This is a genomic window from Sorangium sp. So ce1036 (assembly GCF_051369805.1).
GTDB lineage: Bacteria > Myxococcota_A > Polyangia > Polyangiales > Polyangiaceae > Sorangium > Sorangium cellulosum_F.
The window spans coordinates 5022215-5038358 of record NZ_JBBMOX010000001.1 but is presented as its reverse complement, the minus strand read 5'-3'; the positions used below and the strand labels follow the sequence as shown (position 1 = coordinate 5038358).

The 16144-nt window shown below is 72.3% G+C and carries 10 protein-coding genes and 1 tRNA gene; 5 read left to right on the top strand and 6 right to left on the bottom strand.

Annotation, left to right across the window (positions count from 1 at the left end; all coding sequences use genetic code 11):
- The first annotated feature begins 195 nt into the window (after window positions 1-195).
- A complete protein-coding gene (locus WMF31_RS18890; protein WP_436603286.1) occupies window positions 196-1338 on the top strand; it encodes a pseudouridine synthase in 1143 nt (380 codons plus the stop codon).
- On the opposite strand, the gene WMF31_RS18885 is transcribed toward WMF31_RS18890, so the two are convergent.
- Together WMF31_RS18885 and WMF31_RS18880 are read right to left on the bottom strand one after the other, a co-directional pair.
- Window positions 1250-2413 (bottom strand): AAA family ATPase, encoded by a 1164-nt coding sequence (locus WMF31_RS18885; protein ID WP_129348136.1) that lies wholly within the window; start codon window positions 2411-2413, stop codon window positions 1250-1252. The genes WMF31_RS18890 and WMF31_RS18885 overlap by 89 nt on opposite strands.
- A 176-nt stretch (window positions 2414-2589) precedes the next feature.
- Window positions 2590-2664 (bottom strand) — tRNA-Gly (locus WMF31_RS18880).
- Between the two features lie 457 nt (window positions 2665-3121).
- Here WMF31_RS18880 and WMF31_RS18875 point away from each other — a divergent pair.
- The gene (locus WMF31_RS18875) at window positions 3122-4351 is read left to right on the top strand and encodes an FHA domain-containing protein (RefSeq protein ID WP_242516303.1); all 1230 of its coding nucleotides are present in this window, start codon (window positions 3122-3124) and stop codon (window positions 4349-4351) included.
- Window positions 4352-4497: 146 nt separating this feature from the next.
- Here WMF31_RS18875 and amrB read toward each other — a convergent pair whose 3' ends face one another.
- Complete coding sequence (gene amrB, locus WMF31_RS18870; protein WP_436603285.1) at window positions 4498-5766, bottom strand: AmmeMemoRadiSam system protein B; 1269 nt, start codon at window positions 5764-5766, stop codon at window positions 4498-4500.
- A 142-nt stretch (window positions 5767-5908) separates the two neighbouring features.
- Between amrB and WMF31_RS18865 the strand changes: the two genes are divergently transcribed.
- On the top strand, window positions 5909-6511 hold the full coding sequence (locus tag WMF31_RS18865) for a YkgJ family cysteine cluster protein (protein ID WP_436603284.1): 603 nt from the start codon (window positions 5909-5911) through the stop codon (window positions 6509-6511).
- Between the two features lie 31 nt (window positions 6512-6542).
- Here WMF31_RS18865 and WMF31_RS18860 read toward each other — a convergent pair whose 3' ends face one another.
- Window positions 6543-8717, bottom strand: a complete 2175-nt coding sequence (locus WMF31_RS18860; protein ID WP_436603283.1) for a RelA/SpoT family protein — start codon at window positions 8715-8717, stop codon at window positions 6543-6545.
- Between the two features lie 136 nt (window positions 8718-8853).
- On the opposite strand from WMF31_RS18860, the gene hemW reads away from it, so the two are divergent.
- A complete protein-coding gene (gene hemW, locus WMF31_RS18855) occupies window positions 8854-10101 on the top strand; it encodes a radical SAM family heme chaperone HemW (RefSeq protein WP_436603282.1) in 1248 nt (415 codons plus the stop codon).
- 16 nt (window positions 10102-10117) lie between these two features.
- Here the strand turns inward: hemW and WMF31_RS18850 are convergent, their stop codons facing one another.
- Both WMF31_RS18850 and WMF31_RS18845 read right to left on the bottom strand, forming a co-directional pair.
- Entirely contained in the window at window positions 10118-10903 is a 786-nt protein-coding gene (locus tag WMF31_RS18850; protein WP_436603281.1) for a carbon-nitrogen hydrolase family protein, read from the bottom strand.
- A 5-nt stretch (window positions 10904-10908) separates the two neighbouring features.
- Window positions 10909-11328, bottom strand: a complete 420-nt coding sequence (locus tag WMF31_RS18845; protein WP_436603280.1) for a response regulator — start codon at window positions 11326-11328, stop codon at window positions 10909-10911.
- Window positions 11329-11653: 325 nt separating this feature from the next.
- Here WMF31_RS18845 and WMF31_RS18840 point away from each other — a divergent pair, with 325 nt between their 5' ends.
- Window positions 11654-16138: a protein kinase domain-containing protein gene (locus WMF31_RS18840; protein WP_436603279.1), complete on the top strand. Its 4485-nt coding sequence runs from the start codon at window positions 11654-11656 to the stop codon at window positions 16136-16138.
- Window positions 16139-16144 lie beyond the last annotated feature (6 nt).

Sequence of the window (16144 nt, the reverse complement as noted above, 5' to 3'; positions counted from 1 at the left end):
GTGTGGCGCAAGCAGCAGCGCTCGCCGGCGTCGCCACGCAGCGGCTCGCCGACGCTGCGCCCGCGTTCGCCCCGGCGGAGCGCAGGCCTCGAGGCCGGTCGACGCGGCGCACGGAGCGTGCTTATCAGAGCGGTCATCCATCATCGGAGCGGTCATCCCGCAGAGCAGCGTCGGCGGCAGGTCCAGAACAACACCATGGAAGAACGTCTTCAGAAGATCATCGCGCGCGCAGGGGTCGCCTCACGCCGGGCGGCCGAGGAGCTCATCCTCGCCGGGCGGGTGCGCGTGAACGGCCGTGTCGTGACAGAGCTCGGCCACAGGGCAGACCGGCAGAAGGACCGGATCGAGGTGGATGGCAAGCGCCTGGTCTCCGAGGCGCCGGTCTACGTGGCCCTCCACAAGCCGCGCAACGTGGTCTCGACCATGCGCGACCCCGAGGGGCGCCCGACGGTCGCCGACTACGTGCGCGGCGCCGGCGCGCGGCTCTACCCCGTCGGTCGGCTCGACTTCGCGACCAGCGGGATCCTCCTCATGACGAACGACGGCGATTTCGCCAACGCGCTGCTCCATCCGCGCGGCGGCGTCCCGAAGACCTACGTGCTGAAGGTCCAGGGCGTCATGGACGACGACGACCTCAAGCCCTGGCGCGAGGGGATCCGCCTCGAGGATGGCGTCACGCTGCCGGCCGAAGCGCGGCTGCTCCGTCACGAGGGAGACAAGACCTGGATCGAGGTAACCCTCCGCGAGGGCCGCAACCAGCAGATCCGGCGCATGGGCGAGGCGACCGGCTGGCCCGTGATGCGCCTCGCCCGAACGACGTTCGCCGGGGTTACCTCGGAGGCGCTCCGGCCGGGAGAGTGGCGCGCGCTGACCGTGGATGAGCTGCTCCAGATCCGCAAGGCGTTCGGTGTTCCCAAGCGGATCCGGGGCGCGGTGCTGGGCGCGTCGTCCGGACCGGTGGACCATCGCCGGGCTGCCGGCCTGGCGCGCTCGAGCGCGAGGGCGCCGCACCGGCCCGCGCCGGAGGGCGCCGGACCGGGCGCGCGGAGCCGGGCATCGGCGCCGCCGAACGCCCGGTCCAGGGCGAACGCCGCCGCGCCGAGCGCGCCCGCCGCGGGCGCGGCCAGGCCGAACGTCCGCTCCAGGGCGAACGCCGCCGCGCCGAGCGCGCCCGCCGCGGGCGCGGCCAGGCCGAACGCCCGGTCCAGGGCGAACGCCGCCGCGCCGAGCGCGCCTGCGCCGCCCCCGGCTAGATCTGCGCGAAGCGACCGCTCCGGAACGAAGCCTCGAGCAGCTGAGACACGCGCGCCTCGAGCTCGCGGGCCCGGGCGTCGTTGATCCCGGCGAGCGCCTGCTTGATCTCACCGAGCGCCTTCAGCTGACTGAACAGCTGCACGTCACCGAGGGCGGCGCCGCCCGTGAGGATCTGGCGGATGCGATCGATCTCCGCGGCGAGCGCCTCGACGCCGACGCCGAGCGCGCCGACGCGCCGGCGATCCGGGTGCTCGCGGAAGAACGCCTCGAGCACCGGCTGCACGATCCCCTCGAGCAGGGCCGCCTGATCCTGGTTGTTCCAGATGTGCTTGAGCACGAAGAAGTCGCTCGCGTCCGTCGTCTGGCGACCGTCGAGGTAGGCGCTCGCCGCGAACAGCTTGAGCATCTTCACGACCCGGCGGTCCGAGAGCGAGATCCCCTCGGCGCGGATCTGGAACACCAGCCCCTTGTAGGCCGAGAGGAACGCGTCGCCGAAGTTCATCCGGGCGCCGAACCCACGGCCGAGCTCGGCGAGCTCGCGCGCCGCCACGAGCGGGCGGAGCGGCTCGCCGGCCATGTGCCGGATCTCCTGCTGGATGCCGCGCTGGAGCAGCTCGCTGAAGTGATAGGCGTCGAGGTTGTCCGACTGCACGCGCAGGAGGAAGCGATCGAAGATCGCCGTCAGCGTCTCGTCGCCCGGCACCTCGTTCGAGGCCGCGAAGACGCTGATGAGCGGGCAGCGGAGCACCTGGCCGCCGCTCGAGAACTTGCGCTCGTTGAGCAGCGTGAGCAGCGCGTTCAGGATCGCGCTGTTCGACTTGAAGACCTCATCGAGGAAGACGATCTCCGCCTCCGGGAGCATCCCCGTGGTGTTCCGGCGGTAGACGCCCTCGCGGAAGGCGCCGATGTCGACCGGACCGAAGATCTCGTTCGGCTCGGTGAAGCGCGTGAGCAGGTACTCGAAGTACCGCGCCTGCATCAGCTCGGCGAGCGTGCGGATGAGCGCGCTCTTCGCGGTCCCGGGCGGGCCGAGGAGCACGCAGTGCTCACCGGCGACAACCGCGATCATGAGCAGGCGGATGATCTCGTCCTTGCCCAGGAATTGCCGCTCTAGGCTATGGGCAACCAGGCGCAGGCGCTCGTGGAGCGGAGCGGACATGAGGCCAATGCTCGTACCACAGGCCCGAAGGCTGGCGCATCGATCGCCGCAGCGCCTCGTGCATTCGTCGGCGAATCGTCGCGCTCGACGCGGAACAAAACGCGGAACAAAACGCAAGAGGCCGGTGATGCACACCGGCCTCTTGCATGGGCTCACCGTACGCCGAGCCTATGTCCTGGAGCGGGAGACGGGATTTGAACCCGCGACGTCAACCTTGGCAAGGTTGCACTCTACCACTGAGTTACTCCCGCGAACGTCACTCACCCGATTCAGCAAGCTGCTTCGAGTCAGCTTCAAGTCAGTCTCAAGTAGATTCCCAAGTCACATCGGGCGATGTCGCGCTTGTCAGAAAAATCCTGATTTGCGCCAGGTCATCACCGGAGGTCGTCTCCGTCGATGCGTGGCGGATGAGTACCAACCGACGTCACCGTAGTCAAGCACTGAAGTACGAATCCTTCAAACTTCCGTCGCCGGCAGGTTGCACGGCCGCTCTGGTCGAGTATTGTGTGGCCATTGCGAGCGAGGGGGCTCGCCAGGCACCCGGACCGGTGCCGCTCATAAAGCCTTCGCGTTCGCGACAGCGGCACCGTGTGGCGGGCTCTTACATCGAAGAGTTGCCCGCCGCTCGGCGTGCTCTTGGTTGGCCTGGGTCGACCAGGCAGGTCCTTTGGACTTGGGGGGATCATGAACGAACAGACTGCTTTGCGAGTGGACGTTGCGGAGACGGCGGCGCCGGCAATCCAGAAGGAGTACCGGTCCGGAGTCCACGCCAAGCGACAGGACGATGACGGCGGCTGGGGGCTCGTCCTCATCGGGCTCGATGCTCCGCCGCGCATCGTGAGCCTGATGGATGGCGCCGTGATCGGGAGCGCGGCGCGCGACGCGCGCATCGACGGCCAGGGCGTCGCGCCCGAGCACGCCAAGATCAGCGTCCGCTCGGACGGCTGCTACATCGAGGACATGGACACCCACGACGGAACGTGGGTGAACGGCGTCCGCGCCCGGCGCATCGGCGTGATGCACGGCGACGTGGTTCGCCTCGGTCATCAGCTCGCCGTCTTCGTCGAGCGGCACCTCGCGCTGTACGACGGCGCGCCGTCGCGGCTCGGCTCGCTCGTGTACGGCCCGAAGCAGCGCAAGGACTGGATCGACCCGGTGATGAAGCTGGTGCAGTCGGGCTCCAGCGTCTGCATCGAGGGCGCGCCCGGGGTCGGCAAGCGCACCCTGGCCCGCCTGGCTGCCGCGGTGCGCGAGGGGCTGGGGGAGACCCTCGTCGTCGACGGCAGCGCCGAGGTCAAGCCGGCCATCCCGCCCGGCGCGCGGCCGATGACCTGGCTGGTCATCGAGGCCGATCGCCTCCCGCGCCCCCAGCAGCTGGAGATCGCGCACTCGGTCGGCCGCTCGAGCGGCGTCAGCATCATCGCCACGACGGGGCAGCCGCTCGATCGGGCGGCCGGCGATGGGCGCGTGGCGCCGTGGTTCGCGTCGCTCTTCTCCGGAAAGCGGATCACGATCCCGACGCTCGAGATGCGGCGCGAGGACGTGCCGCTCATCGTGCGCGACATCGCGGAGCGCCACGCGATCGCCCTCGATCGCTTCACCCCGCAGCTCCTGGAGGCGCTCGTTCGCGCCGGCTGGCCGGGCGGCGTGCCGCAGCTCGAGTCCGCCATCGTCACCGCGGCCCAGGCCTCGCCGGAGGGGCCGCTCTCCGTCTCGCCGATCGCGGGGTCGCTCGCGCGGGGTCCCCGCGTGAAGCCGAACCTGCCGCCGGCGACGGATCCGTCGCTCGCGCGCGCCCGTCTCGAGGACGCGCTCGCCCGGGCCAACGGCTCCGTCGCCTCGGCGGCGCGCGCCCTCGGCATGTCGCGGCAGGCGATCTACCGCGAGGCCGACCGGCTCGGCCTGGACATCGCGCGCCGCCGGGTCCCGCGCGGTTGAAGCGCGCGCCGTCGGGTCCGCGCGGTTGAGCTGAATCACGTTCTGTCCGGGAGCTCGCCGGCACACCTCCCGTGCTGCCGGAATCGACGGGCTCCCGGCCCTGCTCCCTGCGAAGCGAGCGGCACGCCGCGCACGCGAGCGGCGCTTCACACGTAGAATCCAAGAGACGTGTGGCTGACGATCGACCCCTCCTCGGGGTCGATGCACTGGTCGTAGTGCAACAGCTCTCCGCGCGACGACGGCGGCAACGCGCGGAGCAACGTGTAGATCGGGCCGAGCCCGCAGACGCGACGCGTGCCGAGATCCTGCGCGACGTCGGCGAAGAAGCCCGGCGGATCGATCGACGTCGCGCGCTCGATGGATGCGTGATCGCGTTCGCGCAGCGCCCTTCGCTGGCGGGCGTCGAGCGGCGACGGGTCGCCGAAGCGCGGGCCGACGTGCGCGAGATCGGCCCCCGCGATCACCAGGACGCGACCGCGGCGCCTCGCCAGGGCCTCGCCGAGCGCCGTCAGGAACGACTCGGCGTCGTCATCCTGCGCGGGATCGCGGCGCCGCACCTGGCAGTCCGAGAGACCGCACAGGATGGGCACGATCGCCGCCGCGCGATCGCCAAGGAGGTGCCGCACGAACACGGCCTGGAACTCGACCGAGTGCTCGTTCTTGTGCAGGTACTGCTCCGCGCGCACGTCGAAGCGGCTCGCGTCCGCGAGCTCCGCGATCATCTCGCGCTCCGGATCGAGCGGGCCGAGCGGCGTCTCGAACGTCTTCTCGCAGACCGCGAACGGGCGACGCATCGCGGCGTGCGAGGTGCCGAGCAGCACGAAGGTGTCGATCGCCTGGAGCTCCGGCGTCGCCAGCGCATGCTCCAGCGCGGCGTAGGCGTGCCCGTAGCCCACCGCAGCGCGCCAGAGGTCCATGTGCGGCGCGCAGAGGCCGACCATGCGCGGAGCCGCGCCCTTCGCCGTCGCGCCGCGCGCGGCCCCGCCCTGCGGCCGCGCGACCGCGAGGCACTGGCGCTCGATGAAGTCGGCGAGCCGCGCTCGATCGCCGTGGTACGCGCCGCCCGCGTGCGCGGCCGTCCGGATCGGCGCCGCGTCGAACGATCGCACGACGCCCCGCCGGCGCGCGTGGAACCGAGGGCTGTCGAGCATCCACGCGCGCTCCAGCTCGTCGGCCAGCCGCGCCACCTGGTTGGCGTCCACGCGCTCGCCCGTCGCCCGGGAGGCGTCTCGCGCGATCTCGTCCAGCGAGCGCCTCCCGTCGAAGCGCGCGAGCACCGCCGAGCTCGCGGCGGGAACGATCACCTCCGACGGGGCGATCCCCTCGGTGTCGCGCAGCATCAGCGCACGGCCGTGGCGCTCATCCTGGATGACGATGATCTCCAGGGCTCGGAGCTTCGGGCGTAGGATCGACATCCGGCACGAGGATAGCGCGTGCGCGCTCGCCGCCCAGCTTGGCAGCCCTCGCGAGGCCTGCCACAGTGCCGGCCCGCGTCGAACGCCCGCCGGTCCCAGGGGCAGCTCGCCCCGGAACGGACCGGCTGGACATCTCCCTGCCATGCGCCGGACCGCGATCTCTGCCCCTCATCTCCTCGAAGCCGCTCTGCTCACCGAGCTCACGACCGTGTACGGCGAGGCCGAGGAGGTCTTCCAGGGCTGGAGCTGTGGGGCCTCGACCGAGTGCTGCCGGTTCGGAATCACGGGCCGCGAGCCGTATGTCACGTCCATCGAGCTCGCCGCCGTGCGGCGCGCGATCGCGGCCCGAGGGGGCGCCCGCGCGCTCCAGGGGATCGTGCGAGCCGACGGGGCCGGGGCGCCCGACCGGGCGAAGGCCGCCGGAGATCCGGATCGGCGGCGCGCGCTGCCGCAAGCGTCCGAGCGGCGGTGCCCGATGCTCACCGACGCCGGCCGCTGCGCGATCTACGCGGCGAGGCCGCTCGGGTGCCGCACCTTCTTCTGCGATCGCGCCTTCGCCGGCGCCCCGGTGCGCCACCACGACGTGACCCGGCTGGTCCGCAAGGTCCAGGAGATCGCAGCGCGTCACGCGCCGGGCGGCGACCTCGGCCGCCCCCTCACCCGCGCGCTCGCCGACAGCAGCGCGGCCCCCGGGGGTGCGCCGTCCAGGGCGGGCGCCGCCGCGCGTGCTCGCCGCGCGCGCTGAATCCGCGGTCGCGGCCGGCGGGCGTTCCGGCTCAGGTCCGCTCGACGGCCATCACGCCCGGGATCCGCTGCAAGCGCCGGATGACGCTCTTCAGCTGGGCGAGGTCGGAGCACAGAAAGGTGAACGTGTTCATCGCGCGACCGTCATCGCCCGCCCGACAGGTCGCCTCGCTGATGTTGATGCCCTGCTCGTGGAACGTATGGCCGACCGTCGCGAGGATGCCCGGCCGGTTCGCCGTCATCACCTTGATCTGCACCGGGCGGTTGATCTTCGCGCGCGAGTCCCACGAGATCTCCACGCGGCGCTCCGGATCCGTGTCGAACGCCTTGGCGCAGTTGCGGCGGTGGACCGTGATGCCGCGGCCGCGCGTGATGAACCCAACGATCTCGTCGCCGGGCAGCGGATTACAGCACTTCGTGTAGCGCACCAGGACATCGTCGATGCCGTTCAGAAGGATCCCGTGGCTGTCGCGCCCCGTGACCTTGCGCACGAGCGACTCGATCCGCCCTTCCTTGATCGACTCGGGCGGCGCCGTCGGGCTCCCCTTCTCGTTCTCCTTGGGGGTGGGGGCGAGGAACTCGCAGACCGCGCGCACGCTCACCTTGCCGTAGCCGACCGCGATGAAGAGCTCGTCGGCCGACGCGACGCCGAAGCGATCCATGACCTTGCGCAGCTCGGCCTCGGTCTTGGTGAGGCGGCTCAGGCTCATGCTCCGCTGGTGCATCTCCTTCTCGAGGAGCTCCCTGCCCAGCTTGAGCGACTTCTCGCGCTGCTCGGTCCGCAGGTAGTTGCGGATCTTCGAGCGCGCGCGGCTGGTGGAGACGTAGTCGAGCCAGTCCTTCGAGGGGTGCTGGCTCGGGTTCGTCATCACCTCGACCACGTCGCCGTTCCTGAGCTTCGAGCGGAGCGGGACGATGGCGCCGTTGACCCGAGCGCCCGAGCAGTGCTCGCCGACCTTCGTGTGGATCGCATAGGCGAAGTCGATCGGCGTCGAGCCGCGCGGGAAGACGCGCACGTCCCCCTTCGGCGTGAAGACGTACACCTCGTCCTGGAACAGGTCGACCTTGACGCTCTCCAGGAACTCGGCCGGATCCTTGAGCTCCTTCTGGAACTCCATCAGCTGACGGAGCCAGCCGAACCGCGCGGCGTCCTTCGGATCGATGCCGCCGGAGTTGTTCTCCTTGTACTTCCAGTGCGCCGCGATGCCCTGCTCGGCCACGCGGTGCATCTCGTGGGTGCGGATCTGGATCTCGATCCGCTCGCGGCCAGGGCCGATGACCGTCGTGTGCAGCGACTGGTACATGTTCGGCTTGGGCAGCGCGACGTAATCCTTGAAGCGGCCGGGGACCGGGGTCCACTGCGAGTGGATGACGCCGAGCGTCGCGTAGCAGTCGGCGACCGACTCGACGAGCACGCGGAACGCGATGACGTCGTAGACCTGGTCGAAGTCGCACTGCTGCACCTGCATCTTGCGCCAGATCGAGTAGAGGTGCTTCGCCCGGCCGGTCACGTCGACCGCGAAGCCCTGCTCGGCGAGCTTGGCCGAGAGCACCTTCGAGACCTCGTGGATGTACTTGTCCCGCTCCTTCGCCGTCGTCTTGACCTTCTGCGTAAGGTCCGCCCACGCCTCGGGCTCGATGTACCGGAACGACAGGTCCTCGAGCTCGCTCTTGAAGCGGGCGATGCCGAGGCGGTTCGCGAGCGGGGCGTAGATCTCCATCGTCTCCCGGGCGATCCGGTCCTGCGCCTCGGGCTTCATGAACTCGAGCGTCCGCATGTTGTCGAGGCGGTCGCACAGCTTCACGAGGAGCACGCGGATGTCGCGCGCCATCGCCACCAGCATCTTGCGGAAGTTCTCGGCTTGCCGGTCCTCCTTGGAGGCGAAGTTGATCTTCGAGAGCTTCGTCACGCCGTCGACGAGGAACGCCACCTCCTGGCCGAAGCTGTGCTCGACGTCGGTGGTCGTCGCGAGCGTGTCCTCGACGACGTCATGCAAGAGCCCGGCGCAGACGCTCGCCGTGTCCAGCTTGAGCTCGGTGATGATCGCGGCGACGCTCGCCGGGTGGGAGAAGTAAGGGTCCCCGCTCTTGCGGGTCTGCCCCTTGTGGGCCTCAGCGCTGTAGGCGTAGGCCCGGGCGATGAGATCGACGTCTGCAGCGGGCTGGTAAGTCCGAACGCGATCGACAAGCTCCGTCAACGTCAGCATGAAGAGTTCGGCGGGCGCGACGCGCCCCCTCCCTTTCGCACGCTAACACCGCGATCTACACCCCGCAATTGTGTCACCATGCGCGCGCCCGGCGCCGGACGCGCGCTCCCTTCATGTTTCATGATTCATGGATTTCATGGAGCCCATCACCGCGTACGTCCACTTCCCCTGGTGCCTGAAGAAGTGTCCTTACTGCGACTTCGTCTCGTTCGCCAAAGCGCGAGAGGAGATCGACCACCGCGGCTATGCCGACGCCGTGCTGGCCGAGCTGGCGAGGCGAGCGGAGGTGCTGGGCCAGCGCGAGCTCCGGAGCGTGTTCTTCGGCGGCGGGACGCCGTCCCTGTGGGAGCCGGAGGAGATCGGCAGGGTGCTCTCGGCCATCACCGCGGCCGCTGGCCGGCTCTCGCCGGACCTCGAGGTGACCGTCGAGTGCAACCCGACCTCCCTGGATGAGTCGCGGGCACGCGCCCTCCGGGCGAGCGGGGTGAACCGGCTGAGCGTCGGCGTGCAAGGGCTCGACGTCGAGCGCCTGCGCTTCCTCGGACGCCTGCACGACCCGGACGGCGGGCTCGGCGCGCTCACGGCGGCCCTGCGGTCCGGGATGCCGCGCGTGAGCGGCGACCTCATCTATGGAGTCGCGCTGGGGACCGCCGAGGCGGCGCGGGAGCAGCGCCCCGAGCACGCCGCCGCCGAGGCGCGCGCCGTGGCCTCGACCGGGGTGAGCCACATCTCGGCGTACAGCCTCACCATCGAGCCCGGCACCTCGTTCGGCGAGCTCGCGCGGCGCGGGCGCCTGCCGCTCGCCGGAGACGACGGGGTGGCGGAGACGTTCTTCGCGATCGACGAGGCGCTCGAGGCGCAGGGGTTCACGCACTACGAGATCTCGAACTACGCCAGGCCGGGCCACGAGGCGCGCCATAACCTCGGCTACTGGCAGGGCGTCGACTACCTCGGGCTCGGGTGCGCCGCCTTCGGGACGGTATCACGCCCCGATCCGCGCTGGGGCCTGCGCTCGGCGGGCGCCGGCGACCACGGTGAGGCGCCCGGCGAGGCGTTCGCGGTCCGGTACCGGAACCTCGTGAGCCCGGAGCGGTACATGGCGGCCATGGTCGAGGGGGGCCAGACGATCCCGGTGGCGAGCGACGAGCGGCTCGGCCCGGAGACCCGGCTGTCCGAGCGCATCATGCTCGGGCTCCGGCTGCGCGAGGGGTTCGACCTCGAGGCGGCCGCGGCCGCGCTCGGGGTGCCGGCCTGGAGCGCTGCGCGGCGGAAGGCCGCGGAGCGGCTCGAGCGCGCCGGCCGCCTCAGGGTGGACGGCGGGCGGCTCAGCGTCCCGCGCGCCGCCTGGGTGTTCGCCGACGGCATCGCGGCCGAGCTGTTCTGAACAGGCGTCGCGCTCGTCAGCTCAGGCGCCGCGCTGCGCGCGCGCGACGCGCTGCGCGCGCGAACCGCACAGTGGCGCGCGCCACGCCTGGCCCCGAGCCGGGCGGCGCCGCCGCGAGCAAGCGCCCTCGCGCGTCGACGATGCGCGAGCCGCCCTGCCCCTCCACCGCCGGGCGGGACGGCCCCCAGTTCGCGTTCACGATCGCGATGCCATGACGCCGGGCCAGCGCGGGCAGGAGCTCGGCGCGCAGGTCCCCCTCCCCGGGCGGATCGACCCAGGCCGTCGGGAAGAGCAGCAGCTCGGCCTCATCCAGCGCGCCGCCGGCGTCCTCGGAGAGGAAGTGGACGTCGAAGCAGATCGCCGTGGTGATCCGGACGCCGAGCAGATCGAGGACCGGCGTCCCGAGATCCCCCGGCGTCGCCCAGCGCTCCGGGTACCACGGGTGTCGCTTGCGGTAGTGGCCGACGCGCCGCCCCTCGCGATCGAAGACGAGCAGGGTGTTGTAGAGGCGCCCCTCGCTCTCCTCGACGAGCGGACCTGCCAGCGCGACCGCGTGCGCGCGCGCGAGCTCGGCGAGGCGCCCGGCGGAGTCTCCGTCGAGCGGCTCGGCGAAGCGGCGCAGATCGCTGTCGCCCCGCGGCGAGACGTAGCCGGTGAGGATGAGCTCGGGGAGCAGCACGAGCCCGGCGCCCGAGAGCGCGGGCGAGCCAAGGAGACGATCGATGTCGGCGAGGGCGCCCCGCGGATCGCCGAAGCGCTGCGGTAGCTCCAGCGCGACCACGTCGAGGGAGCGCGCGTCCACCGGGCTCAGCGGAGGGCCCGCGCCGCCTGGAGCTGGTGGAGGCTCACCGCCAGATCGACCTGGCGGCGCAGATCCGAGGCGATCCACGGCTTCGTGATGATCCGGAACGTCGCGCTCTCCCGGGAGATCTTCTGGATCTGCTCCACGTCGGTCGGCGCGCAGACGAGCACGGGCACGTAGCTCAGCCCCTGCCGCCGCAGCTCGCGCAGCAGCGCGAGCCCGCTGAAGTGGGGCATTCGATAGTCCGCGACGACGACCGAGGGAGGCTCCTTCACCGCCGCCGCGAGCGCGCGGCGCGGATCGCCGAAGGTGCGGACCTGGTAGCCGGAGCGGAGCGCCCGCTCCATGAGGTCCAGGTTGCTCTCCTCATCGTCGACCGCGTAGAGGAGGGTCCCTTGGCCCCGACCACTCGAAGGTGGCGGCATGCTGCCGGAATGCGGGGCATTGCCCATCGAGCGCGAGGGTACCAGACCTCGTTCTTCCGCACCACGCGGTCAAAACGAAGTAATCCCGGTTGTCTGGATCGCATCTGACGCGGGACGGCGGAGCTCGTCCCGCCGTCCTGCGGCCGAGTCGGGGCAGGTCGTCGAGATCGCCGAGGCCGGGCTGGGGGCGCCCTCACAGTCCCCGCGCTCGCTGCCTCCACCGCCCAACGCGACCTGGCCTCCGGTCGCCGCGAGCGCTCAACCTGGGCCCGCGCCGGCGTTCGCGGTCCACTCCGGCAGCGTTCAGCGGTAAGAAGAACAGGAGATGTCCGCTCGCGATGGATTGCTCGAGGTCGGCGCGCTCGTGGACGGCCGCTATCAGGTGCTCGGCCACCTCGGCAGCGGCGGTCATAGCGTCGTCTACGAGGCGCGCCAGATCGTGACCACCCAGCGCGTGGCGCTCAAGCTGCTGCGCCCCGAGGCGCTGCGGCGCTCGCGCGAGACCGGATCGCAGGCGGCGCGCTTCGAGCGGGAGATGCAGGTCATCGCCCAGCTGAGCCACCCGAACATCGTGCGGCTGCTCGACGCCGGGCGCCTGCCCGAGGGCGAGCTCTACCTGGCGCTGGAGTTCGTCGACGGCGAGACGCTCACGGCGCACTGCCAGCGCACCAAGGGCGTCGAGCCGCACGAGGCCAAGCGGCTGATGCTCGAGGTGCTCGACGCCATCGGCTTCGCCCACGAGCGCGGCGTCGTGCACCGGGATCTCAAGCCGCAGAACATCATGGTCGCCGGGTCGGGCCGGTGGACGCACGCCAAGGTGCTCGACTTCGGCATCGCCGCGCTCATCGGCGAGGCGCGCGCCGCGGATTACCGCGCGCTGACGCCCACGGGGGAGTTCAACGGGACGCCGGCCTACATGGCCCCGGAGCAGCTCGTGCAGTCCACGCCGACGGCCGCGGCGGACATCTACGCCTGGGGGCTCACCTTCCTCGAATGCCTGCTCGGCGCGCCCGTCATGCACGAGGCGACGGTCGCCGAGGTCATCTTCCGCCAGCTCAGCCCCGAGCCCGTGCCGATCCCCCGCGCCCTCCGCGGCCACCCCCTCGGCGCGCTGCTCGAGAAGGCGACCGCCAAGTCGCCGGCGCAGCGCTTCCGGTCCGCCCGTGAAGCCTACGAGCTCCTGGAGGCCTGCGACGTGTCGGCGATCCCGTGGCCCCTGCCGGGCGACGCGGCCACGGTGGCCGTCGGGTACGAGCGCGGCGGCGCGCCGGCGCAGCGGGCCATCGGGACGCGACCGGCGCAGCAGCTCGACCCCAACCAGGAGACCCAGCCCGTGCCGTCCGTCGTGGTGCCGTCACAGCACCCCGAGCGGAGGTCGCCGGAGCAGCAGCGGCAGCACGAGCGGCTCGGCGCGGCGCCGACGCTCGCGATGGCAGGCCGCGTGCTCGCGCCGGCCGAGCAGGCCGCGAAGCCGCTCCGCGGCGCGTCCGTCCACCCCGCCGCCCCGGAGAGCCCGATGACGCCCCTGGTCGCGAGCTTCACGCCGCGACCGAGCGTCGCGCCCGGGACGCGGCAGGGGACCGTCACGAGCCGCGGCGAGCGCCGGCAGCTCACCGTCCTGGTCTCGGGGATCGCCAGCGCCGAGCGCATCGCGGATACGGTCGACAGCGAAGCGTTCCACGAGCTCGTCCAGATGTATCAAGCCGCGTGCGCCCAGGTGATCGGCGCGCAGGAGGGCGTCTTCCTCCGCTCGCCCGGCGAGGAGACGGTCGCCTACTTCGGCCACCCCGTGGCGCGCGAGGACGACGCCCTGCGCGCCGTGCAGGCGGCGCTCGATCTGGTGGAGCACGTGTCCCGCCTGAACGCGCGCGCGATCGTGCCCGTGCCCCTGTCCGTGCAGATCGGCGTGCACACCGGGATCGTCGTCGTGACGGACGGCGACGCCGTGCCCTCGCTCGCCGGTCCGACGCTGAACGCGGCGACGCAGCTGAAGGCGCACGCGGAGCCGGGCACGGTGCTCGTCAGCCGCGCCACGCAGAAGCTCATCGAGGGCTACTACCACGTCGCCCCGCTCGGCGAGATCGGCCCGAAGGGCGCGCGTCAGCCGCTCGAGGTCTTCGCGGTGCAGGGGCGCACGACGGCGCGGGATCGGCTGGACGCGAGGATGCAGCAGGGCCTCACCCCGCTCGTCGGTCGGGACAGCGAGCTCGACCAGATCGCGGCCCGGTGGGAGCGGGCGTCGAGCGGCGCCGGCCAGGTCGTGTTGCTGACGGGCGAGGCCGGCATCGGCAAGTCGAGGAGCGTGCGCGCCTTCCGCGATCGGCTCGCCGGGACGCGCCACCTGTGGCTCGAGGCGCGGTGCTCGCCCCAGCTCCAGAACAGCGCGTTCTACCCGGTCATCGAGCTGCTCAACGCGCTGCTCGTGGGCGACCGCGAGCACGCGAGCACGCTGAGCGGCTCGGCGGCGTCCACGCAGCGCGGCGCCCCGTCGACGCAGCGCGGCGCCCCGTCGGAGCGGGCCGAGGACAGGCTCGCGCGGCTGGAGCGGCTGCTCGCCGAGGCGGACGCGGGGCCGCTCGCCGTGCCGCTGCTCGCCACGCTGCTGTCGATCCCGATCGAGGGGCGCTACGCGGCGCCGGCGCTCACCCCGCAGCGCCAGCGGCAGGAGACGATCGCGTCGCTGCTGCAGCTCTTCCTCGGGCTCGCCGATCGGCAGCCGCTCGTGCTCACGGCCGAGGACCTGCACTGGGCCGACCCGTCCACCCTGGAGCTGCTCGGCCGGCTCACCGACGAGGGCAGGCCGTCGCCGCTCCTGCTGCTCCTGACCGCGCGCCCCACGTTCGCGCCGCCGTGGCCGGTGCGGTCGCACTTCACGCAGATCTACCTCGCCCCGCTCGGCCACGAGCAGATGGAGGCGCTCGTCCAGCAGCTGGCCGGCGCCTACGCGACGAGCGGCGCGTCGGCCGCGCACGGCGCGTTGCCGAGGGAGGTGGTCCGGACGCTGGCCGAGCGCAGCGACGGCGTCCCGCTGTTCGCCGAGGAGCTCACGCGCATGATCCTCGAGTCCGCCGCCGCCAGGGCGGCCGCGGGCGCGCCGGCGGGCTCGCCGGGCGCGCCGACCGGGTGGATGGGCGCGCTCGAGATCCCGACCACCCTCCAGCACCTCTTGATGTCGCGCCTCGATCGCCTCGGCCCGGCGAAGGAGGTCGCGCAGCTCGGCGCGGTGTTCGGCCGCTCGTTCGGGTACGAGGCGCTCGAGCTCTGCGCGAGCGGCGCGGGCGAGGAGCCGCTGCTCGTCGCCTCGAGCCCCGCCGCGCTGCGCGAGGCGCTCGCCCAGCTCGTCGACGCCGAGCTGCTCTTCCAGCGGGGGCGGCCCCCGCGATCGACGTACACCTTCAAGCACGCGCTGGTGCAGGACGCGGCCTACCAGTCGCTGCTCCGCAGCACCCGGCAGATGTACCACGCGCGCATCGCCGCCGTGCTCTCCGAGCGGTTCCCCGACACGCCGCCCGAGCTGCTCGCGCGTCATTACACGGAGGCCGCGCTGCTCGGCCCCGCCGTCGCGGCCTGGCAGCGCGCGGGAGAGGCCGCGCTCGTGTCCTCGGCGCACGCCGAGGCGATAAGCCACCTGCGCCGCGGGCTCGAGCTCCTCAAGCAGCTGCCGGAGACGAAGGAGCGGACGCGCGACGAGATCACGCTGCAGACCACGCTCGGCGTCCCGCTGATGATCACGCGCGGCTACGCGGCGCCGGAGGTGGAGGCGGCGTACACGCGCGCGCACGCGCTCTGCCGCGAGGTCGGCTCGTCGCCGCAGCTCTTCCCGGCGCTGTGGGGGCTCTGGATCTTCTTCCATGTCCGCGGCGACTACGCGCTGGCGGAGCAGCACGGGGAGCAGCTGCTCGCGCTCGCCGAGAGCACGGGCGACGCCGGCATCGCGCTGGGCGCGCACCAGGCGCTCGGCGCGACGCGCTTCCTCCGGGGCCGCCTCCGCGAGGCCCGCGAGCACTTCAACAGGGTGCTCTCGATCTACGATCCCTCGCGCCACCTGCCCCTCACGTTCCTCTTCGGCCACGACGCCGCCGCGTTCTCCCTGTCCCACCTCGCCTGGATCGCGTTCCACCTCGGCGAGCCCGAGCGGGCCAGGGCCTCGATCGACGAGGCGCTCGCCCTCTGCGAGGAGCTCAACCAGCCCGTGAGCCGCGGCTTCGTCGAGCACTTCGCCGCCGTGCTGTGCTGCCTGCTCGGCGACTTCACGGGCGCGGAGGCGCACGCGCTCGCGCTGAGCGAGCTCTCCGAGGAGGTGGGCATGCCCCACTGGACGGCGCTCAGCCAGATCGATTTCGGCTGGGCGGCGGCCGCGCGCGCCGCGCAGGGAGCGCCCGGCGAGGAGGCGCGGGCGCGCCACGCCGAGGGCGCCGAGCGCATCCGCGGGGGCCTCACGCTGCTGATGAGCATCGGCAGCCGCGTGTCGCTGACCTACTGGCGGTCGGCGCTCATCGAGGCGGAGCTCGGCGCCGGCCACGTCGACGAGGCCAGCGCGCTGCTCGCGGACACGCGGGCCTTCGTCGAGAAGAGCGACGAGCGGTACTTCGAGCCCGAGCTCTACCGGCTCGAGGGCGAGCTCGCCCTCGCGCACGGCGCCCCGACCGCCGCGGAGGCGCGGGCGCAGGCGGATGCGGCCTTCCGGAGGGGCCGCGAGGTCGCCGAGCAGCAGGGCGCGATCGGCCTCCTTTCGCGCCTCGCCGAGCGCCGCGTGGCGCGGGCGGCGCCGGCGGACGACGCGCCGGACGAGGCGGAGCGGAGCGCGTAGGCGCGC

Coding starts and splice junctions, on each gene's coding strand:
- WMF31_RS18890 (WP_436603286.1), top strand. CDS start 196: ATGGAAGAACGTCTTCAGAAGATCATCGCGCGCGCAGGGGTCGCCTCA.
- WMF31_RS18885 (WP_129348136.1), bottom strand. CDS start 2,413: ATGTCCGCTCCGCTCCACGAGCGCCTGCGCCTGGTTGCCCATAGCCTA.
- amrB (WP_436603285.1), bottom strand. CDS start 5,766: ATGTCGATCCTACGCCCGAAGCTCCGAGCCCTGGAGATCATCGTCATC.
- WMF31_RS18865 (WP_436603284.1), top strand. CDS start 5,909: ATGCGCCGGACCGCGATCTCTGCCCCTCATCTCCTCGAAGCCGCTCTG.
- WMF31_RS18860 (WP_436603283.1), bottom strand. CDS start 8,717: ATGCTGACGTTGACGGAGCTTGTCGATCGCGTTCGGACTTACCAGCCC.
- hemW (WP_436603282.1), top strand. CDS start 8,854: ATGGAGCCCATCACCGCGTACGTCCACTTCCCCTGGTGCCTGAAGAAG.
- WMF31_RS18845 (WP_436603280.1), bottom strand. CDS start 11,328: ATGCCGCCACCTTCGAGTGGTCGGGGCCAAGGGACCCTCCTCTACGCG.
- WMF31_RS18840 (WP_436603279.1), top strand. CDS start 11,654: ATGTCCGCTCGCGATGGATTGCTCGAGGTCGGCGCGCTCGTGGACGGC.